The organism is Planococcus halocryophilus (assembly GCF_001687585.2).
GTDB classification, from domain to species: Bacteria; Bacillota; Bacilli; order Bacillales_A; family Planococcaceae; genus Planococcus; species Planococcus halocryophilus.
Genome location: NZ_CP016537.2, coordinates 197,049 through 223,204, shown reverse-complemented (window position 1 = coordinate 223,204; position 26,156 = coordinate 197,049). Strand labels below are relative to the sequence as shown.

Below are 26,156 nucleotides of genomic sequence, written 5' to 3'. Positions count from 1 at the left end.
CTTTTGGTTGTTTTTACCCCATCAATAATGATCGTGTACAGACAAAATTGATGCATGAAGTCGCAGCATGGCTTTTGAATGGAGTTGCGAAACTCTCGATACACTAACACTTAGAATTTCTGCAATTTCGGTTAATTTCATCTCTTCAAAATAACATAAAGAAACGGTGATTTTTTCTTTTTCGGGCAGCTTCTCAATAGCACGAACCAAAGATTCTTTTGTCATCCGCTCCGACAGTTGCCGTTCAGGTGAATCAGCGTTATAAACTGCTACCGTTCCTCGCTCTTCAAAGTGTTCGTCATCCATTGAAATCATCGTTGCTAAGGCAGCTTCAGACACAGTCTTATTCAACTCCGCTTTCGTAATGCCTAAATACGAACTGACCTCTTCATCAGAGACTGCTACACTATTTTGCTGTTCTAACAAAAGATAGGCTTTTTCAATTTTCTTGACTTTATCTCTGACTGACCGCGGCAGCCAGTCACTGTGTCGTAACCCATCGATAATAGCTCCTTTGATACGCCAAGAAGCATAGGTTTCAAATTTCAAATCCCTTTCAATATCAAACTTACTTAAAGCGTCCAGCAAGCCTTCGTAAGCATAACTGCGGACATCATCTTTTTCCACAGTTTTGGGCAAACTGATCATGAACCGTTGAATCACGTAATCGACCAAAGGAAGGTACTGTTCAACCAAGTACTCGCCAGCCTCTGGATCTCGATGTTGTTGCCAGTCGCTCCAATAAGTAAGCTCTTCTTTTGATAATTTATGATTCAGCATGATTTTCACCACCGTTTCCAAGTGGCAAAGCCACTCTTATTTAAAAAAGATTTTCATGATAAACCCTTTAAGTCCTAATTTATAAGGGACCCTAAGCTGTAGAAATTCACTGGCTATTTGACGAATCGCTAATGCCGACTCACTATTTGGATAAGCTAGCATTAATGGCTCTTGCTTTTTAACAGCTTCTGGTACATGCGAATCATTGGGAATAGAACCTAACGCACCAATTTCTTTGTCTAAAAATTGCTCAGCTACCTGCTTAAAGTTATCAGCCGTTCGCTGTCCCTCTTTGCTATTGGTACATTGATTGACTACCAGTTTCATATGAACATTTGGGTCTTTGCCATGGACCATCTTAACGACCGAATAAGCATCTGTAATAGATGTTGGTTCGGGAGTCGTCACTAAAATAACATCATCTGCAGCCAAGATAAAACGAAGATTTTCATAAGACAGTCCCGCACCTGTATCTAAGATAATATAATCTACTTCACCTTGTAGCGTGGCCAGTTCCTGAAAAAATTTGTGTAATTTGTGATCGTCCATTTGAAATAACTCATTAAAACCATTACCACCTGATATGAACAGGAGTCCCTTTGGTCCTTTTTCAATGATATCTCGGACGGCCAAATCTTTTTCAATCATTGAGGCAATGGTTTCTTTAGGGATGCGACCTAATAATACATCAATATTAGCAAATCCCAAATCAACATCGAAAATCAGTACTTTTTTGTCATTTTCCACTAGACCTAAACCAAAATTCAAAGCGAAGTTGGATTTTCCAACTCCTCCTTTTCCGCTGGTTATCGCCAATACACGAGTCTTTTTAATAGATTTCCGGTCAGCCCCATCAGTCTTTTTTGCTATCATCTTTTCCCTTAACTGTTTTGCCTGATCAAGCATGATTTTCTTCCCCCATAATGAAATCAGCCGCCAATTCTGGCGTGAACGCCACTATATCGTTTGGAACGTTTTGACCGTTAGCAATATGACGGATGGGAATGTCGTATTGACAAACCAAGTTCACGATAGCACCAGCAGAACCCGTTTCGTCTTTTTTGGTCAAAAGTAGTTCATCCATGGAAATCGATCCGAAATTATTAATAATTTTTCTCATATCTTCGTACTTGGAAGTCAAACTCAACACTAGATGAATTTGTACTTTGCTGTCAGTCGGCAATAAGCGTTTAAGCTCTTCAATATACTTCGCCTGTTGATAATTTCGTCCAGCCGTATCCATTAAAATAATGTCGCAGTCCTGAAATTCCTCAATTGCCCTTGTCAGATCTGTTGAGGATTCTACTACTTTAACCGGGATGTTTAAAATACCGCCATAGGTTTTCAATTGCTCAACTGCAGCTATTCTGTATGTATCCGCCGTAATCAATCCTACTTTTTTATCTTTTGTCAGCATATAATCAGCCGCAATTTTAGCGATAGTAGTTGTTTTCCCCACTCCCGTCGGACCGATAAAACAGATAACCTCTGGGTCTTGCAAAGCGGATTGTGATTGGTGAGCTTCAATTATCGCTACTAGTTCTTCACGGGCTAACAGCCGCACACTGTCTAAAGTTCGGGTCGTATCCCCACCTACTTTTGACATTAATTTCGCCAGCAAGTCAGCCGAAATTTCGGGTGCTACTTCTTGTGCAGTCAATTGAGCTTTCAACAACCGAAGTGATTCCGGCAGGTTTTCTTCTTTCATCTGCTGCACCATAAACTGTTTGATGTTCTTTAGCTCATTAATGAGTTCAGCTGGAGAATCTTTTGAGTGGTCATGACTTCTGGAAGGTTCTATCTTTTTTAACGCTAGCTTTGTTGGTTCTATTTTTTTACTTTCCGTTGAGGTAACTGGGTCGATTGCCGCTGTAACTTCTAGTTTTTCTTGCCGGAAAAAACCTAAAAAACCCCCAGTTTTAATTTTTTTTGTGTTCAAGATCAAGGCATCTGGGCCTAAATCCTTTTTGATCATTGGAATTGCATCGGCCATCGTACTGACGATGTATGTTTTTAGCCTCATGAGATGTTCACCACTCCAACACTTTGAATTTCAACCTCCGGCTCTAGCTCGTTATACGATAGTACTGGTAAATCTGGTGCAAAACGCTCGACAAACTGTCTCATGTAAATACGGATGGCAGGAGACGTCAACAAGATAGGCTGTACACCTGTTTGTTGAAGCTGTGATGCTTGTTCCGTGATCTTTTGGAAAATCGTCTGAGAAGCTTCTGGATCGATGGACAAGTAATTACCTTGTTCCGTGCGATGAACCGAATCCGCAAATTTCTTCTCAAGACTTGCTCCTGCTGTAATCACCTGCAATGGCTCTTTTGGTGTAGCATATTGCAACGTAATTTGTCGCGATAAGGACTGACGGACATATTCCGTCAACAAGTCAGCATCTTTCGTTTGCGAAGAATAGTCTGCCAACGTTTCTAAAATAGCTAATAAATTGCGAATCGATACTTTCTCTTTTAATAACTTCATCAGCACTTTTTGCACTTCACCAATGGTCATCAAGTTGGGCACTAATTCTTCTACTACCGCTGGTGCCGTTTCGCGCATGTTTTCAATAAGTGATTTCACTTCTTGTCTCCCGATCAATTCATGTGCATGACGTTTGATCACTTCGGTTAAATGAGTGGACACAACAGAAGGTGGATCTACAATGGCGTAGCCCGCCATTTCCGCTTCTTCTTTCATATCTTCATCAACCCATAACGCTGGCATGCCAAAGGCCGGTTCAATGGTTTCGATGCCTTCTACAGATTCGTCGTCAATACCTGGACTCATAGCCAAATAATGATCGAGCATAATTTCACCTGATGCTACGCGGTTACCTTTAATTTTAATAATGTATTCATTTGGTTGCAGTTGAATATTGTCACGAATGCGAATAACTGGAACGACAATGCCAAGCTCCATTGCGCATTGTCGGCGAATCATGATGACGCGGTCGAGTAGATCGCCGCCTTGATTTTTATCGGCAATCGGAATGAGGCCATACCCAAATTCAAATTCAATGGCATCCACATGCAATAAGTCGATGACGCTTTCAGGACTCTTCATCCCTTCGACTTCCTTATCGTCTTTACTTACGTCAAGTTCTTGTTTTTCTTCAGACTTCAACGTTCGTTGCATTTGGAATGCGCCATAAGAGATAACTCCTGCAATCGGCACAACTAACATCGGGCTAATCGGCGTAAAGACTGCGAACATCACTAAAGTTCCAGCAACAATATAGAGCATTTTTGGATATGCGAAAAGTTGTCTTGTAATATCCGACCCTAAATTGCCGTCTGATACCGCACGCGTCACAACAATACCCATCGCTGTCGAAATCAATAGCGCTGGAATTTGTGAAACTAAGCCATCTCCGATTGATAAGAGAGTAAATAACTGAGCAGCTTGTCCGAATGGCAGACCATGAACTATGACACCAATTAGTAATCCACCAATAATATTGATGATGGTAATGATAATCCCAGCAATGGCATCTCCCTTAACGAATTTACTAGCACCATCCATAGCGCCGTAAAAATCCGCTTCCGAACCTACTTTTTCACGACGGTGTTTAGCTTCTTGGTCCGAAATCATACCTGCACCAAGGTCAGCGTCAATACTCATTTGTTTACCTGGCATCGAATCGAGTGTAAAACGTGCAGCAACTTCTGCCACTCGCTCTGATCCTTTTGTGATAACTAAAAACTGAATAATAACCAAGATCAAGAACACTAAAATCCCGATAATGGCACTGCCACCAACCACAAACGAACCGAACGTCTCGATGACTTGTCCACCGGTTTGATTGGTTAAAATTGAACGCGTTGTGGAGACGTTTAATCCTAAACGAAATAGCGTTGTTAATAAAAGTAAGGTAGGAAAAATAGAAAATTGCAGTGGCTCTTTTGTATTCATCGCCACTAACAAAATAGTTAAGGCGAGGCTGATGTTGATCATGATTAAAACATCTAATAACAGCGGCGGAAGAGGGATGACCATCATCACCACAATCATGATTACGGCTACCATGATGGCATAATCTCTAAATTTCACGCGGGTCCCCTCCTCTTCCTAATTATCGAATCTTTCCTTTTAAGCGGTAAATATATGCTAAAACCTCAGCTACGGCGAGAAACAATTCTTCCGGTACAGCATCCCCAACTTCAACTTGGGCATACAGCGCTCGTGCAAGAGGCTTATTTTCCATCGTCACAATTCCAAATTCTTTTGCTTTTTCTTTAATTTTTAACGCGAGATGATCTTTCCCCATCGCGATGATAACCGGAGCTTCCATCGTTTCAGCATCATACTTGATAGCGATGGCATAATGCGTTGGATTGGTGATCAACACATCCGCACTTGGCAAATCCTGTATCATTCGGTTCATGCTCATTTGGCGTTGCTTGTCTTTTATTTTAGATTTAATTAGCGGATCGCCTTCCGCTTTTTTGTATTCATCTTTAATGTCTTGCTTCGACATTTTAATGCCTTTTTCAAATTCGTATTTTTGGTAAATATAATCGAGAATCGACAAACTAAGTAAAATCAGTCCGGCAATCAAACCCATTTGAAAAACTAACGAGCCGATAAAAGAAAACGAGTAACCAATGCTTTTTTGAGACAACGTAAACAATTCATCTTTCCCAACCCAAAGCACACCAAATGCCGCGCCTCCGATGATGGCAATTTTTAATAACGATTTCCCAAGTTCCACTAACGCCCGAACCGAGAAAATTCGTTTCGCACCTTTAATCGGATCTAATCGTTCAAATTTTGCCATGATGGGGTCTGACGTGAAAATCACACCTACTTGAATGAAATTTCCTAAATAACCAAAAACCATACCAACTAGCATAATCGGCACCATTAACCAAAAAGCGTTCATGGCCATTTGTTCAAACAAAGTACGAATGGTTGCCGGAGTTATTTCCCAGGAAATATATTGTGTAAAGTGAATACGGTAAATGGCTAAAATTCGTTCCAACATCCAACCACCGAGTGAGTTCAGAAGTATGATCCCACCGATAATAATCATCGCGGCAGCGACTTCAGGACTTTTAGCGACTTGTCCCTTTCGCTTGGATTCCTGGCGTTTTTGCGGTGTTGCTTTTTCAGTTTTTTCACCGGCAAAAAATTGCAGATCCAAAGGATATCGTTTCACCACTTACGTTCCTCCTAATATACTGATCAGTTGAGCCATGCTCACCAAGAGTTTCTCAAAGAGAATCTGCAAGATATAGAAAAACACAGGCATCGTCAGGAAAAGCATGATAAAACCGACAAAGATTTTGAGCGGCAACCCAACAGCAAATATGTTTAGCTGTGGCACCGTTTTCGCTAAAATCCCAAGTGCAATATCCACTAAAAACAACGCGCCTACAATTGGCAACGCAATTTGCAGCGCAATCATAAACATTTCCGCAAACAAGCTGGTCATAAACTGTGCAATATCTTCAGCTTTTACTGACACAGCTAATCGCTCTACTGGGAAGATCCGCAAGCTTTGCATCACACCATCAAGCATTAAATGGTGACCGTTTACGGTGAGTAAAAATAATAGCGCCATCATGTACTTGAAATGGCCGATAATCGGTACTTGTGCACCCGTTTGAGGGTCCAATACATTGGCCATGGAAAAGCCCATTTGAAAATCGATAAAAGCCCCAGCGATTTGAACCGTATATAAGATTAAAGCTGCTGTGAAGCCGAGTGCTAAACCAATGGCCAGTTCTTTAATGATTAATAATAGATACGTTGAGTCTAAAAGAATGGGTTCTCCCATGGGCAATGTAGAAACTGCGACAAAAGCTAGAAACGCTGCGATGCCTACTTTAAATTGATTGGGCACGCCCCGCATTGAGAAAATCGGAGCGAGTAGAAAAAAACCGGTCAAGCGAATGAGCATAAGTAAGAAATATGGCAGTATGTCAAAAATATTCTCCATGTCCGCTTACCCGATAATTCTCGGCAATTGCTCAAACAAATCTCGTGTGTAATCTAACAACAATGTCAGCATCCAAGGTCCAAAAACGACGAGTGCGATGAACACTGCCAATATTTTCGGGATAAACGCCAGTGTTTGTTCCTGGATTTGTGTCATCGCTTGAAACACACTAACCAATAAGCCGACAGCCAGGGCAATGAGCAGCATCGGAGCAGATATAAGAATAACAGTAAAAATCGATTGTTCGGCTAGTTTAATCACCATATCTGGAGTCATCGTTTTCTTCCTTTCGTCAAAAGCTGACCAGCAGCGATTCGATTATTAAATACCAGCCATCTACAAGAACAAATAGTAAGATTTTAAATGGCAACGAAATCATGACTGGCGGTAACATCATCATCCCCATCGCCATTAACGTACTGGCCACAACCATATCGATGATCAAAAAAGGAATGAAAATAACAAAGCCGATTTGGAAAGCTGTCTTCATCTCACTAATCGCAAATGCTGGAATGAGTGAAGTTAGTGGGATTTCTTCAATACTGTTAGGTTTTTCAAGCTCTGCGTATTTAAAAAATAACGCTAAGTCTTTTTCACGCGTATTTTTCGCCATAAATTCTTTTAACGGCACAATCGCTGTATCTAATGCTTCTTGTTGTTCCATTTCACCGTCCAAATAAGGCTGCAACGCCGTCTCGTTCATCTCTGTGACAATCGGTGACATGATGAAAAACGTTAAAAATAACGCGAGACCAACCAACACTTGGTTTGGCGGCATCGATTGAGTACCAAGTCCAGTTCGGACAAACGATAAAACGATGATGATTCGTGTAAAACTGGTCATCATGATCAGGATGCCTGGAGCTAGTGAAAGAATCGTTAATAAGAAAAATAACTGAAGTGTTGTTGAGACATCTTCAGGTGACTCTGCGCCAAAATCAATGCCCGGAATATTGATGGAAGATAAAATTTCCGGAATCATAATGGACGCCCTTCCTTATCGTGTGAGTCTTGCTGAAACTCTTTTTCAAGATCTTGTTGCTTAGCTTTTTGCTTATTCAAGCTTTGTTTGAATAACTGATCGAAACCATTTTTTTGCGGTTGTTTCGAAAAGTCCCCAATTTTTTTCTTCGTAAAGTTAAATAAGTTTTGAGAGATGGCCGGCTGCTGTTGTTCAAAGTCCTTTTCGATGGCGCTAATTTCTGCTGCATCCGAAAATTCCTTGATCAACGTTACTTCATCACCCACGCCGATTAAATACACTTGACCACCGACTTTCACTACTTGCAGCGATTTATTGTTACCTAATGGCGTACCTCCCATTAACTTAACAGCCTGATTGGGTTGAAGATTTTTTTGACGTGCTGCCAAAAATTTAATAAGTCCGTAAATCATCACCACGATTAGTAGCGTATAAAAAGCTAATTGGATGATGATACCCGCTAGACTTTTTTCCTCTACCGGTGGATTTTCTATGCTTTCTACCGGTACTTCTTCTGTTGGCTCTTCATTGTTCATCCATTCCACAACGTTTGGACTCGCTTGAACAGTCAAAGGCACCGACATTGCAGCAAAAAACAGAGCCGCCATGAGCAGCATGAGATATAAATATATTGTTTTGTTCACTCTTGGCAAACTCCTTCTATCAGGCATTAACGCAATTTTGAAATGCGCTCAGCCGTACTCAGTACATCTGTTACACGAACGCCGAAGTTCTCATCAATGACAACAACTTCTCCCACTGCGATCAACTTATTGTTAATTAGAATATCAACCGGTTCTCCAGCTAATTTATCCAATTCGATAATAGATCCTTGAGAAATTTCTAATATGTCTTTAACCATCCGTTTAGTACGTCCTAGTTCCACGGTTACTTGAAGAGGGATGTCCAATAGCATATTCAGGTTATTCGGCTCAGATGTCTCTAATTCTGTGTTATCAAAGCTTGAAAATTGAACACTTTGAATCGCCTGACTTTCTTGAGTCAGTGGACTTTGAGCCTGCTCATTGTGCTTGTTATCTGATGGCTTTGGCATTTCACCGATCTCCTTTATTTCTTCTTCATCAAACGGTTCATTCAGTATAGAAACTAAACTTTTAACAAATGGTAGCGGCAGATACAGATAGAAGCGAATGTTTTGTCTGCTGCTGACATTTATCTGAAATTCTGATTCCGTAAACCATTGCTCTTTAGTGTAATTATCTACAGCAAAATCTTCACCTTGGTTGACAATGTCTATGCCCGTTAAAGAATGAGTAATTTCTTTTTCCATTAATGTGGACATCGACTCTGTTACGGCAACAAACATCTTTTCAACCAGCTCTTGAACTGCTTTAAATTTGGCATCTTCCTCGGTAAGGTCCTGGCCGGTTGCCAATGCCACATCGAGTTCTCTTTTTGAAACGGCAAGGATTTGCATACCTTTAGCAGCTCCAGCGTATTCTCCAAGTACCCCATAGAACGGTGCAGTCACAGAAGCGAACATTTCGTCTTTATCCTTTATAGTCAAAGTTGGTGAAGTCACGAAGACCTGTTCGGAAAGCAGTGATGACAACACGACAGCGGAACCGCCCAGTGATGTGTTCAACAATTCGATGACTGCTTCTGACTCTGTTTTTGATAATGAGTTTTCTGGCATCATCTTACCTCCTGTCTTCTCGTAATTCAGTAAACTTGCAAGTTCTTCTGGTGAGTGCTGATTAATCGTCATCGAAAACAACTCCTTGAGTTGATACTTCGGTCACTTGTACAGCCATTCGACCTTTTGAAACGCCTGGTTGCGCATAAAATTTTAATTTATTGTCTACTTGAAGCGTGACAGGTGAATCGTATGATTCATTTAAACGAATCACATCTCCATTTTTCAAGTTCAGAAAATCTCCAAGTTCAATTGTCGTTTGTCCCAGTACAGCTTTGATTTCCATTTTAGTGCTCTGGAGCTTTTCCTCGAGAGCTTCCATTTCATGGATTTCAATAGCTTTTTTTTGATTGGCCAGCCAATGTTTCGCTGACAGCTTCGGTAAAATTTGTTCTAGTACGACATGAGGCAGACAGATATTGATGATGCCTTCTACATTGCCGATTTTTGTTTGTAGCTTTACTAATATGACTGTTTCATTTGGAGAAGAAGTGGTCAGGAATTGCGGATTCACTTCAATTTCTTTGAGCTCAGGAGTTAGCTTTATCACCGATAACCAAGCTTCCTGAAAGCAGTCGAGTGATTTTGCAAAAACCCGTTTGATGACACTGATTTCAATTTCGGTCAATTCACTGGATTTCTCTAAAATGTTTCCTTGTCCTCCTAGAAGACGATCGAACATGACGTGCACCACGTCCGGCGAAAAATCCATAACCATACTTCCTTGAAGCGGTGAAGCTTCGAAGACTCCCAACATCGATTTTTTCTCGATATTGCGGATAAACTCCTGATAAGAAACTTCCTCTACTGCTTCAACATTCACTTGAACATAAGTTCGAAGTTGCGCCGAGAAGTATGAAGCCAATAAGCGGGAAAAGTTCTCATGAATCCGGGATAAGGTACGGATATGATCTTGTGAGAAACGTAATGCTTTCTTGAAATCATACTCTTGAACATTTCTTTTTTTGTCGATAGCTTTCGGCCTTTGTTTCCCAATTGACGAAAGAATGGTTTTGATATTTTCATCTGATAAAACGTCTGTCACTTTGATTGCCTCCTCATTCGTCCAAGTTCGGCTCATGCAAACGAGGTAAAATGTTCAGTTTCCGGTAATAATCGGTCACTTTGTCCGTAACTTCCTCTATGGTTTCTAGTACATGGACTTTCTTGCCTGTTGTTAATGTCACCAATGTATCTGGTGTTGATTCTATTCGTTCAATATAGATGGCATTCAATACAATAGACGAGCGGTTTAATCTGGTAAGTTGAATCATATTAGTTGCTGGTCAAAGCCACGGCTCTACTCAGCCTAAACCCCCTCTATTAGCGTTTCAGATTCATAACTTCTTGTAAGATTTCATCAGAAGTAGTCACAGTACGTGAATTTGCTTGGAATCCACGCTGCGCAATAATCATTTCCGTAAACTCTTCCGTTAAGTCAACGTTTGACATTTCAAGTACGCCAGAACCTACTTCTGAATTCGCATCAGTTGCGGTTTGAATATTTATCCCGTTCGCACTAGCTATATTTGTCATTTGGTATAATGAACCACCCATTTTACGAAGACCTGAAGGATTCTCAGGTGCTGAAACCCCCATTTTTATACTATTGTCTTCTGTTCCATCAGCTTGTTTACGAACTACTTCACCTAAGCGATTAATGGAGAACGAGTCAAAACCTGCGACATTAATTTTATTCCCTGTACTATCTAAAACTTCATAGCCTTGTGCTGTTACAAGGTCCCCATCAGCAGTCACAGTAAAGTTACCTGCACGCGTTAAATATTGTCCTTCCCCAGGGGCTGCTTCCGGATCTTTAACAACGAAAAATCCGTCTCCCATAACCGCAAGGTCTGTTCCAACTCCAGTAGTCATTAATGAACCCGCATTGTGATTTACACCTATTGTTGCCATTGATGAACCTAAACCAACCTGCATTGGGTTTGCACCACTATCAGACATATTTTGGCTTAAAAGATCTTGAAAGTTAATTGTGCTTTTTTTATATCCTACTGTATTCACGTTTGAAATATTGTTTCCGATTACATCTAATTTTGTTTGAAAGCCTTTCATACCTGATACACCTGAGTACATTGAACGTAACATTTAAATTTCCCCTTTCAAGAACGGTGTTTTATCCAAAAATGGATCACACAGTTTCTTGTTCATTTGACAAGCTCGCGTTTTTTTCAATATGGATTATCGAGTTTATTGGCACTTTGCCATCAGAGCCTTCAAGCTCAGCTAGCAATTCCCCATTCTTGCTAGACAAGGCTTTAACGATTCCTTCACCTGACCCGGTTTCTGACTGCCATTTAACCGATGTTCCGATTAAATGCGCATAATCTGCTAAAGAAGAAGCAGATTGATTGGTCACAAATTGACTCATGGTCTTATTTAAATTGGTCAATTGTTCGAGGCTTGTAAACTGTGCCATCTGGCCGATAAATTCTGTATCTTTTAATGGCTCCATTGGATCTTGGTGCTTCATTTGTGTCACCAAGATTTTCAAAAAAGCGTCTTGTCCAAGTGCATTTGTCGGTTCCCTCTTAGTAGCTGAAGTTTGCGCAGCAGCGGTTCCAGTTATCGCTGTCGTGATGTTCATCCAAACACCCTCTCTTTTATACGGTATAGTCCACTTTCATCATTTCACCTACAAGAGGCTGGCGTTCCGCTCCCTTATCGTCTTCAAGCTGCACATAACCATTATTGTCATGTGTTTTTCCGTTTCTTTGTTGAGGCTGTGTAAAACGTTGTCCCGACTGTGATTGCTGCTGATTAAAAGCTTGCTGCGAACTTTGTTGAAGCACTTCGATTTTCTCTACTTCTACACCTTGCTGAACTAATGACACCCTTAGTTGATTTAATTGAAGTTCTATTGCTTCTTTTGCCATCGGAGTGCTCGCCATAATTTGAGCAGCCAATTTACCATTCGTAGACGTTAGGAGAATTTCTAAATGCCCTAAATGTTCAGGGAAAATATTGACGCGCATTTTCATACCTTCTTGGCTTTCTACTAAACGCATCGAGCTTTTCAGCATTCCTCCCAAATCTTCCAATAGGTTTTCTAAGCGAACAAATGGCGTAGATTGTGGACTTGCTTCTGTTCTAGCAGTATTCCCTGTAACTTTGCTTGCATCCGTTGCTATGGAAGCTACAGTTTGAGAAGCCGCCTCTTGAGAAGTTTTTACTTCAGTCAGTATTTTAGGGGATTGAAGTTCTTCTCCGTTGTGGATTTTCGGAATAGGTTGTAACTCTACTTTTTCCGTTATTTTCGGAGTTTCTTGTATATCAACGGGTACTTTCGGTATTTCTTTTACGGGTTTTAACATTTCGCTGATAAACTTTGGAATCTCCGGCAATGTTTTGCTTTCTTCAATCCCTATTTTTGTTTGTGACTTTCTCTCAAGCATGCCGATCAATTCATCGAGCTGCTTAGAAATTTGCGTTATTTCGTTAAAGCTTACCGTTTTTTTGCTTTCTTCTATCTCAGCAAGCCCTGAAGATTTTTGAACTTCTTTCGTCATGGCTTCTGTTAAAATCTGCAACTTCTGTTGAATTTTTTCGAGCAACTCAATCAGTTTGTTGTTCACATCTGTTACGTTCTCCGCACTTTCAACCGTTTGATTGATCACCGCAAAACGTGGCTGTGGGATCTCGCTTTGAAGCTCTTGTAGCTGAAGAACTGCGTATTGAATTTCTTGCAATTCAGCTGGCTGATCTTCAACTGACAACTCCTGCAAAGACTCCAGTAAGGATGACAAATTTTCCAGTAAAGTTTCTGCAGGCTGCTGTTCCGCGTTCGACAATTCTGCTCCTAAATTTAATGACTCGAGTAAAGAAGCAAATACCGCTTGACCTTGGACGGGTACAGCAGCAGTTTTGACAGGGAGACTATTAGTTTGGTGAAACGTTGGTTTCAATGCTTCCATCCGCTTAAGTCCCTTCTGCCAAGTTATTCGCTTTGGTTAAGCGATAAAATCGTGTGCTGGCCATTTCGTCAAAAAAACTTTGCTCAGCTGCTTTGCTTTCTTCTTGAAAATGCGTCAACTTTTGCTCTTTTAAGTTTTCCCACGTTTTTTCTTCTTGGGCTTTTTTTTGTAACAAACCTTGAGAAGTTGATACTTTTTTTTGCAAATGTTCTAATTCTCGTTTAGAAGACAGCGATTCATCTTGAAGTTGGTAAATATAATCTTCTAACATTCTTAGCTCCGAAATGTTGATCCCACTTTGCTGTTTCGTGTTTTTAAATTGCTCAGCTTCGTTAATTTTCTTTTGGATGATACGGTTTCGCTGATGCCCTACTTCATGTTGTTTCATGGCTTCAGCCATTTGGATCTGCGCAAAGCCCTTTTCATTTTCTTTTAAATCCAATATCTTTTGAAATCGAAAGTTGAATTGTGTCAGTTTAAATCCCTCCAAATTGTGCTGATAGCCGTTCTACGCTTTCTTCGATTTTAGCTTTTTCATATATGTCTTGTTGCAAGTATTCTTTGATCACTGGATATGCTCGAATGGCGTCGTCAATTTCTTTATTGGCACCGCTTTTATAAGCGCCAATATTGATCAGGTCTTCTGACGTCTCATAAGCTGCCAATAAGCGCTTAAAATCCCTTGCTGCTAGTTGGTGCTCTTCCGAGACTACTTCATGCATGACGCGGCTTACGCTGGCCATTACGTTGATTGCTGGAAATTGACCTTTTTGAGCAATTTTTCGGTCCAAAACGATATGACCATCTAAAATTCCTCGTACCGCATCGGCAATCGGTTCGTTCATGTCATCTCCATCTACTAAAACGGTATAAAAAGCCGTAATCGTCCCTTTGCTTGACGTACCCGATCGCTCAAGTAATTTTGGCAGTAATGCAAAAACACTTGGCGTATATCCTTTACTCGTCGGTGGTTCACCTACTGCTAAGCCAACTTCTCGTTGTGCCATCGCAAAGCGTGTAACCGAATCCATCATCAGCATGACGTTTTTTCCTTGATCTCGGAAATACTCGGCAATTGCGGTCGCCGTCAGTGCCGCTTTAATACGCTGCATGGGCGTTTGATCGGAAGTCGCCGCTACTACCACAGATTTTTTCAGCCCTTCAGGACCTAAATCACGTTCAATAAAATCACGAACTTCGCGCCCACGCTCTCCAACTAAAGCAATAACATTAATATCGGCTTCCGTATTTCGAGCGATCATACCCATCAACGTACTTTTTCCAACACCACTGCCGGCAAATACGCCAATTCGTTGGCCTTGTCCAACCGTCAGTAAGCCATCAATGGCGCGAACGCCAACTTCGAGTGGTTTATCGATTCTTGGGCGTTTTAGCGGATTAGGAGGCGCATTATTGGTCGAATACTTTTTCAAACCACGCGGCAACAAACTTTCGTCCAGCGGCATCCCGGTTCCATCCAAAACTTTCCCTAAAATAGAAGGTCCAACTTTAATTTGAAGTGGACCTCCTGTTGCAACGACCAAACACCCCGGTCCAACTTGTGATAAATCCTGTAAAGGCATGAGCATGATTTTATTTTCCTTAAAGCCGACAACTTCTGCTTCAATAGGTGGCTCGTTGCGATTTGGATACAGTAGACAAAGCTCCCCGATTTTCGCATTCGGACCACGCGATTCAATGGTTAAACCAATCACTTGAATTACTTTTCCGTGTTTTTTAATCGGTTCAATTTCATCTAGCAGTTCCAGGTATTCATCTTCCCACAAGTTCATCGTTGGTTTTCTCCTCACAGTAAGCGAGTAATTTATTTTTGATTTCTTCTAGTTGGTTATCGACCATGGCATCATAAGAACCGCTCGCTGTATGAATTCGGCAACCACCTGGTGTTAAATTCGCAACTGGTATTAGTTTCAATTCTGAATCTGCTTTAATATAGGTTTTTAGTTCTTCTAAAAAGGGAATAATAATCGGGTAATCCTCAGGTGAAACTTGCATCGTGATGTCTTCTGCTTCTTCTACCTGCTTTAACGCCCGCTGAATGATATGTAGCAATTGTTGTGTATCTTGTTTTAATTCATTGTGAATGACTTTTTCAGCAATAGTGATGCTCAAAGACAATAAGAAAGGCTCTGCTTGTTGAATGATGTTTGCTTTTTCTATATAAGCCAGCTCTAACAAGCGCGTCATTTCCAGCCGCTTTTCACTACTGTCTCGTTCGGCTTGTTGCAAACCTTGCGCAAATCCTGCTTGAAAGCCTTTCTGCTCTGCTTCTTGACCAAGCTGTTCCGCAAGTTGCTGCGCTTGTTGTTGTTTTTCCTGCCACCACTCACTAATTTCTTGGTGTGCATTTTCTTGGTCGCTCACTAGTTGAGCTTGCAATTGCTCACGACGAGATTCTAGTCCGCTAATTTCTTCAAGCAATTGCTGACGTTGTAATTTTGGATCTGCATCTTGCACAATCAAAGCCGTTTTTTTCGCTTCGATCTTACGCGTTTGAATAATTTTCTTTTCACTAGAATGGGACTGGGAAAGACGAATGATATTAGACAATCATTTCATCTCCTTCTCCACGCGACACAGAAATTTCTCCTTTTTCCTCCATATCTCGTATCAAACCAACGATGTTCGTTTGTGCATTTTCCACATCTTTTAGCTTGACTGGACCCATAATTTCAATTTCTTCACGGACAGCTTCCGATCTGCGAGTCGACATGTTGCGGTAAATACTGTCTTTAACTTCTTCACTTGCGACTTTCAAGGCAAACGTCAAATCAGCATCGCTCACTTCACGAATAATGCGCTGAACAGAACGACTTTCAAGATAAATAATATCCTCAAAGACAAACATACGTTTTTTGATTTCCGCAACGAGTTCTGCATTATCTTTTTCAAGTTCTCCTAAAATTGATTTTTCCGTACCGCGATCAACATTGCTTAACACGCGAACAATTGCCTCAACTCCGCCTGTCGCTGTGTAATCCTGGCTACCGTTGGCAGTCAGCTTCCGCTCCAAAATTTGCTCTACTTGATGGATAACATCCGGAGAAGTGCTTTCCATCAAAGCTATACGTCTTGCCACTTCTGCTTGTTTTTCACTCGGTAACTCAGATAAGATCTTCGACGATTGCTTGGCATCCAAATAAGATAGAACCAATGCAATCGTCTGCGCTTGCTCATGTTGAAGTATGTTTAAAATTTGTGTTGGATCGGCTTTACGTGCAAAGCTAAACGGTTTTACTTGAAGCCGGTTGGATAATCGGCTAATCGTATCCATTGCTTTTTCTTTGCCAAGTGCCTGCTCAAGAATATTGCGGGCATAAACCAAACCGCCTTCATTCATATAATCTTGAGCTAAAATCATTTCATAAAACTCATTAATTACTCTTTCTGTTTGACTATTTCTCAACTGACGAACATTGGAAATCTCCATCGTCAATTGATCAATTTCCGGTTCTGATAATTGCTTAAATATTTCAATTGAGACTTCAGGTCCTAAACCAACCAATAAAATAGCCACTTTTTGAACCCCGGTCAACTCATGTATTCCTCTAACCATATGACACTCTCCTAGTCATCTGCCATCCATGACCGCAATAATTTTGTGAAATCTTCAGGTCGTCCTTTGGCAAGCTTTTCAATCGTTTTCCGCTTAGGATTTGATCTGTTACTAAACTCGGACAAATCGATTTCTTCTTCTTCAGTTTCTATCTGGTTCGATTTGGCCAATGCTTGTTCAAATCCACCAAAGTCATATTCTTCTTCTAAAACTTTTTCTTTTTTATTTCTACGCAGTAAGATGACTGCAATAACAATAATTAGCAGTAACACTATTGCTGCACAAATAACAACAAGAAGACTATTCGGTATACCCGTAAGGAATGTGATTTCTGGTTCTTCGTCTTCAATGACCGGACGTCCTTGGAATTCTGTTGCAAAAACAGAAATTCGATCTTCCAACTCCATCTCAGTGGCAGTTACTTCATTCATACTCAATGACGTACTGACTGCATTTTTCAACAGATTGCTGATATCAGCAATATTCTCTTGTGTTAAGCTGGCTGGATTCTCAGGAACTGGTGGTTCTACACCTACGTTTATCGTGATATCGTCAATAACGTACGGACTCATTTCAATTTGGCGGTTAATCCGATTCACTTCACTGTTAATCCGCTCTTCGGATCGCTCAGACTCACTATTACCAGTTCCGTTCACACCTGGATAATTGGCAATTTCAGTTTCACCAGTTCCCGCAGCATCTTCAATGACTACACCTTCACTTGAATACGTTTCAATAATTCGCTCAACGCTGATATCTAAACCTTTATTGTTTTCAACATCAACCGGTTCAACTAATTGCTCTTCTCGTTTTTCTTTTGTAAAATCAATATTTGTCATAACTGACACGACTACTTTGTCCTGTCCAAGTAGTAAGCCGAGCATTTGTTGCAATTCACGTTGAATATCCTGCTCAATGCCTTTTTGAATTTCACGGTGTTGCTGGTAAACGGATAAATTAGTATCTAACTGGTTCTCATCTTGCACTTCAAACACTTGGCCATTCTGATCCATAATAACAATTTGATCTGGCGGCAAACTTGGAACCGATTTGCTGATTAAGTGATACAAGCCATTAATTTGTTTTTGGTCCAATTGCAGTGTCGAATCGCCCTTTACTACAATAGAGGCAGTAGATGTCTGCTCCTCATCTGTTATCCAAATATTTTCTTTTGGGAGCGTAATCATAACGTTTGCTTCTGTTACACCGTCAATTTGTTTTATCAAATATGCCAGCTCATTTTGCATAGCATCTCGCTCCACCACATCGAAATGACGATCGGTCATACCGAGTCCCATATTCTCGCTAAATGTGCCGTAATTGACATTTCCATTCTTCGGAATACCTTCTGCAGCAAGGCTCACTTTCAAATTAGCCAAATGTTCTTCTGGCACGCTAATGGTTTTGCCATCCGCAGAAACTTCTACTGGTATGGCCTGATCTTCTATTGCTGTCTTTATTTCCCCTGCTTCAGCTGGCGTCAAATCGGAATACAAGACGGAAAAATTTGATTGATTGCTGTAAAAAACAAAGACACCAAGAATAATTAAGGTGATAAAAAATGAGCCAATAACAGACCATTTCGTTACAGGAGAAAAACTGGTCCACGATTCACTCAATTTCAATTTATATGTCGAAAACTTCTCTTTCATTTCATCATCATCCTGCCAGTCTTAATCATACTTGCATTCTCATAACTTCTTGATAAGCTTCAACCACTTTGTTGCGTACTTGCATCGTCATTTGCAAAGATAAGCTGGCTTTTTGTGAAGCAATCATGACTTCATGGACATCTTGAACTTCTCCTGTTATCAATTGATTGGTCAATTTATCGGATTCATTTTGTGCCGCACTCACTTCTTTTAAAGCATCTTTAAGTACTTGTCCAAATCCTTCTACTTTACTCTCAGGTTTTACATTATTGAACAATTGATTTTGAATGAAAGGTGTTTGAATCTGGCTTATTTTTTCCATAAGTGCCTCCTTAATGTTCTATAGTTGATCGAAATAATCTTCTATTTTATAAATCGCTTCGGCCGCTTTGGGCATGGCTCCCGCAAGAAGCCAGGTAAAGTGCACCTGTCTTCTTACTTCGCCCAGCCCGTGGACGCGCCGGCGCTGAAGATTGGCTGAAAAAAACACCCATTTTCACACTACTTCATAAAGATATGGAGTAAACCAGCGGAGACTCTCGCGGGATAGCGAAGTGTCGAAATCCACTCGGGCGATTAGCCCGAGTTAGTTCGGCGCAAGCCCGCAGGAAAGCGCAGCTGGTTTGCTCCATATACTACGAGTTTAAAGTTAAATCTTTTTTATTATTTTGTGACTCATAGAAGAAAGAGCGGAAGGCGGCGACTCCTGGGGGAATAGCGCGAGCTGAAGACCCTGGACTGAGCGCAGCGAGGGAAGCGGCTGATGCCGTGCCCCCCGGAAAGCGTCCGCCTGGAGTGATTTCTTCCACCTTTACCAACTATGTATTACTTCCCGATTTCCAAAGCTTTCATAAACATGCTTTTTGATGCGTTTAATGCGGTGACGTTGGCTTCATAAGAACGAGTTGCCGACATCAAATCCACCATTTCCTTTAAGGGATCGACATTAGAAGAACGGACATAGCCGTCTTCACCGGCATCTGGATGTTCCGGATCATACCTTAATGTAAATGGTGTTTGATCTTCTTTTATTTCCGATACTTTGACACCAGTCACAGCGGTGTCCCCTCTATGGATTGCTGACTGCAATTGATTGGCAAAAGGTGACGAACCACTTTGCGACAATTCTACGGTTTTCCGGCGATATGGCATCCACTCACCATCCACTAGTTCGGCACGATTTGTATTGGCATTTGCAATATTAGCTGATACAACATCCATTCGAAGCCGATTTGCTGTCAGTCCGGAAGCACTGATATTAAAACCACTAAATAAACTCATCTTAATTATCTCCCTCCATTAATAACTGAGCTAAGACTATTAAGTTTTCCGTTGACCCGTTCTGTTACAGCGTTATACCATAATTGATTTTTTGCCAGTTCAGCCATTTCAACATCCATGTCGACATTATTGCCATTGTTACTATATTGCGTTGAGTTGTTTGTCAGAACTCTAGTTGTGCCTATAGAAGATTCGTTGCTAAATGACAAATGGCGATTGTCAGTTTTATAGCTTGAAAGTTTTTGTTTGTTCATAGCTGTGTCTAGCGCTGCTTGGAAATCCACTTTTTTACTTTTGTAATTTGGGGTATCTACATTAGCAATATTTGCTGAATGAACACGTTGTTTAAGCGTTGACGCTGATAAAGCTTGCTCCATTGCATCAATCGATTTAGGGAATATATTCATTGATAAACTCCTTTTTTTAACAGCTGATCTTCATATAAAAATCCACCTCTAAAAAAGGTGGATTCAATTAAAATCTACCACTTTTGATAACCCGGCTGCCATGTACATTATGTAGTTAGGCCCGTGGTTTTGCGTCTTTATCTTTCGAATAAGTTTGCCATTTTCACCATGATAATCATATATTTGATTTTTAAACTCATTATTTAGTACTATATTTCAAAAAATAATAACAAAGTGATAGTATCATGTTTCAATAATTTTGTATATTCTTCTTTTCTAAAACTTTTAAAGATATATTTTCCATTTTAATTTAAAAGTCACTGTTTTTTATATATTTAAAATGTTATGATACGCGAGAAATAATGATTCGGTTTTGAAAGGAAGAAACTAGATGTTTCGTGGATTATACACTGCTACATCAGGAATGATGGCTAATAATAGACAACAACAAATATTAACAAATAACTTATCCAATGCGAATACCCCTGGTTTTAAAGAAGACCAGACCGTTTTCCGTGCTTTTCCTGAGCAATTAATCAAAGCGGTTGAAAATAGTAAAAAAGGTACGATAGTACCACATAATATTGGCACTTTAACTACTGGGGTGTACACACAAGAGGGGATTCCTTCTTTTCTTCAAGGTCCTTTGAAAGAAACTGGAAATCAAACAGATATTGCCTTGCTGGATGAGTTATTGCCAAAAAATCCAGATACCCAACAAAGAGGGTCGATGGTGTTTGCAGTAGCTGCAGAAGATGGCGACGTGCGTTACACAAAAAATGGATCGTTTGCTGTGGATACAAATGGCTTTTTGACCACTAGTGATGGTTTTGCTGTTTTAGGCGAAAACTTACAACCGATTCAAGTTGGTTCAGCTGATTTTACTGTAGAGGAAAATGGCCAAATTATTTTAGCCAATGGCTCACAAGAAGATCGATTATGGATCGGCCATACCGAAAATCCTGAGCAATTTGTGAAAGAAGGACAAAATCTTTTACGATGGGCTGGAAATCCTGAAGCACTCCCTCAATTTATTGATGACGTTGAATTGCTTGATGGAACAAACAACTTTATCAAGCAAGGGTTCATCGAACAGTCGAATGTTGATTTAACCAAGACTATGACAGACATGATGACGACATACCGAGGCTTCGAATCAAACCAAAAAGTAATTCAAGCGTATGATCGCAGCATGGAAAAAGCTGTAAATGAGATTGGGCGCGTCTAGGAGGAATTGAAAAGTTGAATATCCAGATGAATACAGCTAGTAATACAATGAGTGAACTGCAAAAAAAAATAGACTTGATTGGCAACAATATTGCTAACGTAAATACCAATGGTTATAAACGCCAAGAAGCCAGCTTTTCAGATGCGCTTGTACAGTCTATCGAAAAACAAGTCGGTCCACAAAATGAAGTTGGACGAATTACGCCTTACGGTTTACGTCTTGGTGCCGGCGCGATTCTTTCACAGACAGCTGTTCGCAATGAGCAAGGCTCTATCCAACAAACTGACCGGCCGCTTGACTTTATGATTCAAGGCGAATCAGCTTACTTCCGTGTTGCATCTGAAGAGAATACATTTTATACAAAAGATGGATCTTTCCAAGTACAGCCTATTTTGAATTCGACGCAAGTTGGCTTAGTAACAGCGAACGGTGATGCGGTATTAGGCGCTGATAACCAACCAATTGTTTTCGATGCTGACTTTGAAAATATCCGCTTAAATGGACAAGGTGCTTTAGAGATTTCTTATAAAGACTCGGATAAGCAACCGACTGAAATCCAAATGGGTATTGCTCAAATTAACCGACAAGATTCATTAGCGAAAATCGGTGAAAATCGATTCCGCTTAAATGGGACAGAAGCTGAACAAATCGCGAACGGCAATTTACAGCTCCTCAACTTGTCTCAGCAAAATGATGGGGGAATTAGTATTAAGCAAGGCGCGTTGGAAATGTCCAATGTCGATTTGACTGATGAGATGACCGAATTGATTGCTACACAACGATTGTTTCAATCACAAGGTAGAGCCATTTCTTATGCAGATGACATGATGGGCTTAGTCAATACGATTAAAGGATAACCAAAAAGAGCAGTCACCCCACGGGGTGACTGCTCTTTTTCTATGTATTCTATTTGGAAGAAATCGCTCCAGGCGGACGCGTTCCGGGGGGCACGGCTTCAGCCGCTTCCCTCGCTGCGCTCAGTCCAGGGTCTTCAGCTCGCACTATTCCCCCAGGAGTCGCCGCCTTCCGCTCTTTCTTCTAAAAAGTTATAAATTGTATTTTTGACTACTAGGGTATGGAGCAAAACAACGGAGACTCCTGCGGAATAGTGAGACGACCGAGACCCCGCAAGGCGCACAGCGACTGAGGAGGCTTGGGCGCGAGCCCGCGGAAAGCGTAGTTGTTTTGCGGAATATCCCGATAAATTTTTAATGCTTATTAATACTATTTATCTTCTTATCTCAAAAAGTCCATTAAACTTGGCTGAATGATTTTTGCTGTTGCTGCAAGGCTTGCCTGGTAAATACTTTCTTCACTCTTAAGTTTGATAACGGCTTCTGCGTAGTCAACGTCTTCGACTCTTGATAACATCGATTGAAGTTCCAAGTTACTATCGAGCAAACGATTTTCAACGGCTTCTACACGATTTTGGCGTACACCGTTTTGAGCACCTACTGTTAATAATCGGTCGATTCCTGCATCGGTTTTTTCCAAATCGATGGAAGTACCAGCTTGTAAACTAGCCGATATGCTTTGCAATGTTTTAAAGATATTGGTGTCCTCTGTTGCCGCACCGAACAGTTCATCAGGTAGGACACTCGCTTGAATGTTTATGCCTTCACCGATTGCAAATGTTCTAGCCACTAGGTCTGTACTATCAAATGCATAATTTCCTTTTTCAGGAAACGGCGATTCTCCTGTTTTCTGACCATTGAATAATGAACGACCATTAACTTTTGCATTAGCTAATCCTCGCATTTGCTCAGTTAACTCTCCAATTTCAGCATCAATTGCCTTGCGGTCAATTTCGGAATATGTATCATTATTTCCTTGAATTGCCAGTTCGCGTACTCGTTGCATAACCCCCACCATCGAATCAATGTTTTGACCGGTTTCATCCATCCACAACTTTGATTCGTTAGTATTTCGTTCAAATTGCGCGTTTGCTGAAAGCGTGCTTTTTAGGTTCATTGCTTTACTGACACCGTTCGGATCATCTGATGGCCGGTGAAGCGATTTGCCGGATGATACTTGATTGTTCATTTTTTCGAAACGGCTCAAGTTTTGGCTCATATTGCGTATGGAGTTTTGGTTAAGCATTTGTTGTGTGACTCTCATGGTTTCCCCTCCACGTTCCTACTTCTATCAGTTGGCCATTCGATTAATGATGGTATCTAGCATTTGGTCCGTCATCGATACTAATCGTGCTGCTGCATTATATGAATGTTGGTACTTAATCAAATTTGCCATTTCTTCATCAAGAGAAACGCCGGTTACAGATTGCCGACGATTTTCTGTTGCTTGAAGAGTTGCTTCGTGATTAGCAACCGAATTGATTGCTGACTGACTTTCTGCACCTAGTTCACTCACCAGTTCTCTGAAGTAACTTTGTGCGTCTTCTGATGGTTTACCCGTTGCGGCCGGTTGTTTTAATGGACTCGCTGCGTAATTCACTTTTAACTCTGATATGTTGAAGTTGTCAGCATCCCCGATAAATAAAGCTTGATCTGTGCTACCTGTTTTTGACATGGTGTTTGCTTGCGCAAAATTTTTGACCACACTTATCAATTTGTCTTGATAATATATCGCGCTTTCCATTGACTCGCTCAACCCAGCCAATTTACCGCCGTACCTTTTCGGGTTAGCGTTTACACTGTCGACATCAATTTTAGAAACTTCTTCACCAGTCACCAACGCTTGTTTGTTTGAAGAAAGGCTAATCGAATAACTGCCACTTGGTTTTTCATCCACTTTAATGGACATCAATTTCGAAAGATCTTCTACTAAAGCATCTCGCTTGTCTTTCAAGTCATTTGACTGATTGCCATCGCGGACAATGCTTTTGTTTAACTCAGCGATTTGTTTTAAATAACCGTTTGCTTCAGCAACTGTTTCTTGTGTTTGTAGTGTTAGTTCACCTTTTAAGTTTTCCATTGATTTGTTCATCGACTGGGCGACGTCGACAAATCCTTGAGCGCGTTCTTTCACAATGGCTTGTGCTGCTAGGCTATCCGGTTCGTTGGCTAAATCTTGCCACGCATTTTTTAACGCATCCATTGCGCTATTTAATCCACTAGTGCTGGGTTCATTTACGATGGTTTCCAAACGATCTAATGTTGTTTGTTTTGCTTGCCATTGCCCAAGTGTTTCTGAATGGTCCCGAACTTGTTGGTCGAGGAAGCGGTCTCTTACACGGGTAATTGAATCGATATTGACGCCGGTTCCGAGCTGGCCAGTGTTCGCCCCTTGGTTTGTCCAAACATCCAAAGACGGAGAAGCACTTGAATTCACTTGTTGGCGTGAATAGCCTTTCGTATTTACATTGGCGATATTTTGCCCCGTCGTTGAAAGGCTGGCCTGGCCAACAGATAAGCCGCGTTTTCCTAATTCTAATCCGTGAAATGTCGAAACCATAGTCTACTTGCCTCCCAACAATTTCTAGGCTCTTGTATCGAAAAAGCCTTGATTGTTTGATTGTGGTTTTTGTTGTCCTGCCGGTGATTGGTAGTTAAAATTTTGTTGCTTTGATTTTGTTACTTGGGTAATCATATGTTGAACAAAGCTCATTGAGTCTTCAAGAAGTTTTTCGTTGGTTTTGTTTTTTGCTTGAAGTTCGGTCAAAAGCGTTTGTAAGGTTTTCAATTGTAAGTGAAGCTCTTGTTTTACTTGTTCATCCGGAATCTGCTCTGCAAACTGACTAAATGTCAGTCCAGGATGCTCTTCCAACACGTCGGCTACAAGTTGTTGCCGTTCGTCTTCCAATTGGCCAAGCTGCTTAACCAGCTTTGCTTCTTCTTTCACAAGCTCCGTTAGTTCATCGACTTTTCGTTCGATTAACACGGTCTGCTTGCGCTCGGCATAACGGATAAGCTGTTTTTGTATGCTGATCAATTCGTCCAGCGTGTTTACTACTAAGTTCAGCATCCGATATCCTCCTCTTTAAAAAGCTTTTTTATTTGTCGAACCAAAATTGATGCACTTTATCGGCTACTTTGCCTGCATCCACTTGGTATTCACCTGATGCCACTTGCGCTTTTAATAACTGGATTTTTTCTTGTCTTTCAATGTCCACGCTAGCATTTTTTTCGAACATCGCTTTCGCCTCATTTGAAATTTGTAGCTCGTCTTCTTTTTGCAACGGCTTGGTTTTCGCTGCCGGAGTTACTTGCATTTTTTGATAAGATTGAATAAAGGAAGAACTATTTGTTTTATCGATATTCATTCCTTCACCACCCTTTAGTTTATTGTCATTTCATTTTCGTAATTTCCAGTATTGCACATCACTTTGTGGTTCTATCAACTTTTTTCCAGTTTTTTGCATAAACATACCCGTTTTCACTGTCCGGTCGATTTCCTCTTTAAATGTCTCAAAGCATTCCTTGCAAAGCATCTGTCTTTTAATCAGCTTATCACAACGCTGACACGGATAACCTAGATTCGGATAGTCCTCTGCGTATATTCGACCATCGCGTATAAAATCAGCGATTTGCTTGACTGGGATATTTGTAAATTGACTGACTTCCTGAATGTTTGCATTGCGATTGTAACTATTCCTTAAAAAATCGGTTACCAATTTAAAATCTTCTTCGATTTCTTTGTAGCAGTCTATGCAACAGTCAGTGTAGTCCTTAAGGAATAATGTACCGCAAATCCGGCAATTACTCAGCTGATTTGCTCCCATTATGTACTCACCTGACCTTCTCTATAGAT

The 26,156-nt window shown here is 40.8% G+C and carries 30 protein-coding genes and 1 riboswitch; of the genes, 2 read left to right on the top strand and 28 right to left on the bottom strand.

The features are described 5' to 3' along the window. Window positions 1-21: 21 nt before the first annotated feature. The 23 genes from BBI08_RS01190 to flgB all read right to left on the bottom strand — a co-directional run bounded on the left by BBI08_RS01190 (window position 22) and on the right by flgB (window position 20,218). Window positions 22-780: a FliA/WhiG family RNA polymerase sigma factor gene (locus BBI08_RS01190; protein WP_040851396.1), complete on the bottom strand. Its 759-nt coding sequence runs from the start codon at window positions 778-780 to the stop codon at window positions 22-24. 36 nt (window positions 781-816) lie between these two features. Further along, complete coding sequence (locus tag BBI08_RS01185) at window positions 817-1,686, bottom strand: MinD/ParA family protein (RefSeq protein ID WP_008499247.1); 870 nt, start codon at window positions 1,684-1,686, stop codon at window positions 817-819. Then, window positions 1,679-2,803: a flagellar biosynthesis GTPase FlhF gene (gene flhF, locus BBI08_RS01180; RefSeq protein WP_065528408.1), complete on the bottom strand. Its 1,125-nt coding sequence runs from the start codon at window positions 2,801-2,803 to the stop codon at window positions 1,679-1,681. The genes BBI08_RS01185 and flhF overlap by 8 nt, the downstream gene beginning before the upstream one ends. After that, complete coding sequence (flhA, locus tag BBI08_RS01175) at window positions 2,800-4,839, bottom strand: flagellar biosynthesis protein FlhA (protein WP_008499246.1); 2,040 nt, start codon at window positions 4,837-4,839, stop codon at window positions 2,800-2,802. The genes flhF and flhA overlap by 4 nt, the downstream gene beginning before the upstream one ends. Window positions 4,840-4,861: 22 nt before the next feature. Beyond that, complete coding sequence (gene flhB / locus BBI08_RS01170) at window positions 4,862-5,950, bottom strand: flagellar biosynthesis protein FlhB (protein ID WP_008499245.1); 1,089 nt, start codon at window positions 5,948-5,950, stop codon at window positions 4,862-4,864. After that, complete coding sequence (gene fliR / locus BBI08_RS01165; protein ID WP_040851373.1) at window positions 5,951-6,730, bottom strand: flagellar biosynthetic protein FliR; 780 nt, start codon at window positions 6,728-6,730, stop codon at window positions 5,951-5,953. 6 nt (window positions 6,731-6,736) lie between these two features. Next, on the bottom strand, window positions 6,737-7,006 hold the full coding sequence (gene fliQ, locus BBI08_RS01160) for a flagellar biosynthesis protein FliQ (protein ID WP_008431772.1): 270 nt from the start codon (window positions 7,004-7,006) through the stop codon (window positions 6,737-6,739). Between the two features lie 16 nt (window positions 7,007-7,022). Next, complete coding sequence (gene fliP, locus BBI08_RS01155) at window positions 7,023-7,712, bottom strand: flagellar type III secretion system pore protein FliP (protein WP_008499243.1); 690 nt, start codon at window positions 7,710-7,712, stop codon at window positions 7,023-7,025. Continuing rightward, window positions 7,709-8,356: a flagellar biosynthetic protein FliO gene (locus BBI08_RS01150; protein ID WP_040851371.1), complete on the bottom strand. Its 648-nt coding sequence runs from the start codon at window positions 8,354-8,356 to the stop codon at window positions 7,709-7,711. The genes fliP and BBI08_RS01150 overlap by 4 nt, the downstream gene beginning before the upstream one ends. Window positions 8,357-8,382: 26 nt before the next feature. Then, window positions 8,383-9,441: a flagellar motor switch phosphatase FliY gene (fliY, locus tag BBI08_RS01145; RefSeq protein WP_008499241.1), complete on the bottom strand. Its 1,059-nt coding sequence runs from the start codon at window positions 9,439-9,441 to the stop codon at window positions 8,383-8,385. Continuing rightward, window positions 9,431-10,414 (bottom strand): flagellar motor switch protein FliM, encoded by a 984-nt coding sequence (gene fliM / locus BBI08_RS01140; protein ID WP_065528407.1) that lies wholly within the window; start codon window positions 10,412-10,414, stop codon window positions 9,431-9,433. The genes fliY and fliM overlap by 11 nt, the downstream gene beginning before the upstream one ends. Window positions 10,415-10,427: 13 nt before the next feature. Then, entirely contained in the window at window positions 10,428-10,643 is a 216-nt protein-coding gene (locus BBI08_RS01135; protein ID WP_040851368.1) for a flagellar FlbD family protein, read from the bottom strand. 49 nt (window positions 10,644-10,692) lie between these two features. Then, entirely contained in the window at window positions 10,693-11,475 is a 783-nt protein-coding gene (locus BBI08_RS01130) for a flagellar hook-basal body complex protein (RefSeq protein WP_065528406.1), read from the bottom strand. Window positions 11,476-11,518: 43 nt separating this feature from the next. Continuing rightward, the gene (gene flgD, locus BBI08_RS01125) at window positions 11,519-11,974 is read right to left on the bottom strand and encodes a flagellar hook assembly protein FlgD (protein WP_008499239.1); all 456 of its coding nucleotides are present in this window, start codon (window positions 11,972-11,974) and stop codon (window positions 11,519-11,521) included. Between the two features lie 16 nt (window positions 11,975-11,990). Beyond that, entirely contained in the window at window positions 11,991-13,301 is a 1,311-nt protein-coding gene (locus BBI08_RS01120; RefSeq protein ID WP_008499238.1) for a flagellar hook-length control protein FliK, read from the bottom strand. A gap of 4 nt (window positions 13,302-13,305) precedes the next feature. Continuing rightward, window positions 13,306-13,791, bottom strand: coding sequence for a flagellar export protein FliJ (fliJ, locus tag BBI08_RS01115; RefSeq protein ID WP_083383288.1), 486 nt, complete (start codon window positions 13,789-13,791; stop codon window positions 13,306-13,308). Next, entirely contained in the window at window positions 13,778-15,094 is a 1,317-nt protein-coding gene (gene fliI / locus BBI08_RS01110; RefSeq protein WP_008499235.1) for a flagellar protein export ATPase FliI, read from the bottom strand. The genes fliJ and fliI overlap by 14 nt, the downstream gene beginning before the upstream one ends. Beyond that, window positions 15,075-15,872: a FliH/SctL family protein gene (locus tag BBI08_RS01105; RefSeq protein ID WP_008499233.1), complete on the bottom strand. Its 798-nt coding sequence runs from the start codon at window positions 15,870-15,872 to the stop codon at window positions 15,075-15,077. Before BBI08_RS01105 ends, fliI begins: the two co-directional genes overlap by 20 nt. After that, window positions 15,865-16,878, bottom strand: a complete 1,014-nt coding sequence (fliG, locus tag BBI08_RS01100; protein ID WP_008499232.1) for a flagellar motor switch protein FliG — start codon at window positions 16,876-16,878, stop codon at window positions 15,865-15,867. Before fliG ends, BBI08_RS01105 begins: the two co-directional genes overlap by 8 nt. Before the next feature lie 11 nt (window positions 16,879-16,889). After that, window positions 16,890-18,530 carry a flagellar basal-body MS-ring/collar protein FliF gene (fliF, locus tag BBI08_RS01095; protein WP_065528405.1) on the bottom strand — a complete coding sequence of 547 codons (1,641 nt, stop codon included), beginning with the start codon at window positions 18,528-18,530 and terminating at the stop codon, window positions 16,890-16,892. A gap of 25 nt (window positions 18,531-18,555) precedes the next feature. Next, on the bottom strand, window positions 18,556-18,852 hold the full coding sequence (gene fliE, locus BBI08_RS01090) for a flagellar hook-basal body complex protein FliE (protein ID WP_008499228.1): 297 nt from the start codon (window positions 18,850-18,852) through the stop codon (window positions 18,556-18,558). Window positions 18,853-19,355: 503 nt separating this feature from the next. Further along, window positions 19,356-19,811 (bottom strand): flagellar basal body rod protein FlgC, encoded by a 456-nt coding sequence (gene flgC / locus BBI08_RS01085; RefSeq protein WP_008499226.1) that lies wholly within the window; start codon window positions 19,809-19,811, stop codon window positions 19,356-19,358. A 5-nt stretch (window positions 19,812-19,816) separates the two neighbouring features. Further along, on the bottom strand, window positions 19,817-20,218 hold the full coding sequence (gene flgB, locus BBI08_RS01080) for a flagellar basal body rod protein FlgB (protein ID WP_008499225.1): 402 nt from the start codon (window positions 20,216-20,218) through the stop codon (window positions 19,817-19,819). 82 nt (window positions 20,219-20,300) lie between these two features. Continuing rightward, a riboswitch (cyclic di-GMP riboswitch) is annotated at window positions 20,301-20,387 on the bottom strand. Window positions 20,388-20,609: 222 nt separating this feature from the next. Here flgB and BBI08_RS01075 point away from each other — a divergent pair. Together BBI08_RS01075 and BBI08_RS01070 are read left to right on the top strand one after the other, a co-directional pair. Then, the gene (locus tag BBI08_RS01075) at window positions 20,610-21,446 is read left to right on the top strand and encodes a flagellar hook-basal body protein (RefSeq protein ID WP_008499224.1); all 837 of its coding nucleotides are present in this window, start codon (window positions 20,610-20,612) and stop codon (window positions 21,444-21,446) included. Window positions 21,447-21,460: 14 nt separating this feature from the next. Continuing rightward, a complete protein-coding gene (locus BBI08_RS01070; protein ID WP_065528404.1) occupies window positions 21,461-22,303 on the top strand; it encodes a flagellar hook-basal body protein in 843 nt (280 codons plus the stop codon). Between the two features lie 379 nt (window positions 22,304-22,682). Here BBI08_RS01070 and flgL read toward each other — a convergent pair whose 3' ends face one another. Genes flgL through BBI08_RS01045 form a run of 5 tightly spaced genes read right to left on the bottom strand, consistent with a single transcriptional unit; the run spans window position 22,683 to window position 26,127 of the window. Next, window positions 22,683-23,564, bottom strand: coding sequence for a flagellar hook-associated protein FlgL (flgL, locus tag BBI08_RS01065; protein ID WP_008499220.1), 882 nt, complete (start codon window positions 23,562-23,564; stop codon window positions 22,683-22,685). A gap of 27 nt (window positions 23,565-23,591) precedes the next feature. After that, window positions 23,592-24,860: a flagellar hook-associated protein FlgK gene (gene flgK / locus BBI08_RS01060; RefSeq protein ID WP_008499219.1), complete on the bottom strand. Its 1,269-nt coding sequence runs from the start codon at window positions 24,858-24,860 to the stop codon at window positions 23,592-23,594. A 24-nt stretch (window positions 24,861-24,884) separates the two neighbouring features. Then, window positions 24,885-25,370 carry a flagellar protein FlgN gene (locus BBI08_RS01055; RefSeq protein WP_008499218.1) on the bottom strand — a complete coding sequence of 162 codons (486 nt, stop codon included), beginning with the start codon at window positions 25,368-25,370 and terminating at the stop codon, window positions 24,885-24,887. 28 nt (window positions 25,371-25,398) lie between these two features. After that, window positions 25,399-25,668 (bottom strand): flagellar biosynthesis anti-sigma factor FlgM, encoded by a 270-nt coding sequence (gene flgM, locus BBI08_RS01050; RefSeq protein ID WP_008499217.1) that lies wholly within the window; start codon window positions 25,666-25,668, stop codon window positions 25,399-25,401. A 30-nt stretch (window positions 25,669-25,698) separates the two neighbouring features. Continuing rightward, on the bottom strand, window positions 25,699-26,127 hold the full coding sequence (locus BBI08_RS01045) for a flagellar protein (RefSeq protein ID WP_040851364.1): 429 nt from the start codon (window positions 26,125-26,127) through the stop codon (window positions 25,699-25,701). Window positions 26,128-26,156: the final 29 nt, after the last annotated feature.

Excerpts from the sequence above, each read along its gene's own strand:
- BBI08_RS01190 (WP_040851396.1), bottom strand. The coding sequence starts at position 780 with ATGCTGAATCATAAATTATCAAAAGAAGAGCTTACTTATTGGAGCGAC.
- BBI08_RS01185 (WP_008499247.1), bottom strand. The coding sequence starts at position 1,686 with ATGCTTGATCAGGCAAAACAGTTAAGGGAAAAGATGATAGCAAAAAAG.
- flhF (WP_065528408.1), bottom strand. The coding sequence starts at position 2,803 with ATGAGGCTAAAAACATACATCGTCAGTACGATGGCCGATGCAATTCCA.
- fliR (WP_040851373.1), bottom strand. The coding sequence starts at position 6,730 with ATGGAGAATATTTTTGACATACTGCCATATTTCTTACTTATGCTCATT.
- fliQ (WP_008431772.1), bottom strand. The coding sequence starts at position 7,006 with ATGACTCCAGATATGGTGATTAAACTAGCCGAACAATCGATTTTTACT.
- fliP (WP_008499243.1), bottom strand. The coding sequence starts at position 7,712 with ATGATTCCGGAAATTTTATCTTCCATCAATATTCCGGGCATTGATTTT.
- fliY (WP_008499241.1), bottom strand. The coding sequence starts at position 9,441 with ATGACGATTAATCAGCACTCACCAGAAGAACTTGCAAGTTTACTGAAT.
- BBI08_RS01135 (WP_040851368.1), bottom strand. The coding sequence starts at position 10,643 with ATGATTCAACTTACCAGATTAAACCGCTCGTCTATTGTATTGAATGCC.
- BBI08_RS01130 (WP_065528406.1), bottom strand. The coding sequence starts at position 11,475 with ATGTTACGTTCAATGTACTCAGGTGTATCAGGTATGAAAGGCTTTCAA.
- flgD (WP_008499239.1), bottom strand. The coding sequence starts at position 11,974 with ATGAACATCACGACAGCGATAACTGGAACCGCTGCTGCGCAAACTTCA.
- BBI08_RS01120 (WP_008499238.1), bottom strand. The coding sequence starts at position 13,301 with ATGGAAGCATTGAAACCAACGTTTCACCAAACTAATAGTCTCCCTGTC.
- fliI (WP_008499235.1), bottom strand. The coding sequence starts at position 15,094 with ATGAACTTGTGGGAAGATGAATACCTGGAACTGCTAGATGAAATTGAA.
- fliG (WP_008499232.1), bottom strand. The coding sequence starts at position 16,878 with ATGGTTAGAGGAATACATGAGTTGACCGGGGTTCAAAAAGTGGCTATT.
- fliF (WP_065528405.1), bottom strand. The coding sequence starts at position 18,530 with ATGAAAGAGAAGTTTTCGACATATAAATTGAAATTGAGTGAATCGTGG.
- fliE (WP_008499228.1), bottom strand. The coding sequence starts at position 18,852 with ATGGAAAAAATAAGCCAGATTCAAACACCTTTCATTCAAAATCAATTG.
- flgC (WP_008499226.1), bottom strand. The coding sequence starts at position 19,811 with ATGAGTTTATTTAGTGGTTTTAATATCAGTGCTTCCGGACTGACAGCA.
- flgB (WP_008499225.1), bottom strand. The coding sequence starts at position 20,218 with ATGAATATATTCCCTAAATCGATTGATGCAATGGAGCAAGCTTTATCA.
- BBI08_RS01075 (WP_008499224.1), top strand. The coding sequence starts at position 20,610 with ATGTTTCGTGGATTATACACTGCTACATCAGGAATGATGGCTAATAAT.
- flgL (WP_008499220.1), bottom strand. The coding sequence starts at position 23,564 with ATGAGAGTCACACAACAAATGCTTAACCAAAACTCCATACGCAATATG.
- flgK (WP_008499219.1), bottom strand. The coding sequence starts at position 24,860 with ATGGTTTCGACATTTCACGGATTAGAATTAGGAAAACGCGGCTTATCT.
- BBI08_RS01055 (WP_008499218.1), bottom strand. The coding sequence starts at position 25,370 with ATGCTGAACTTAGTAGTAAACACGCTGGACGAATTGATCAGCATACAA.
- flgM (WP_008499217.1), bottom strand. The coding sequence starts at position 25,668 with ATGAATATCGATAAAACAAATAGTTCTTCCTTTATTCAATCTTATCAA.
- BBI08_RS01045 (WP_040851364.1), bottom strand. The coding sequence starts at position 26,127 with ATGGGAGCAAATCAGCTGAGTAATTGCCGGATTTGCGGTACATTATTC.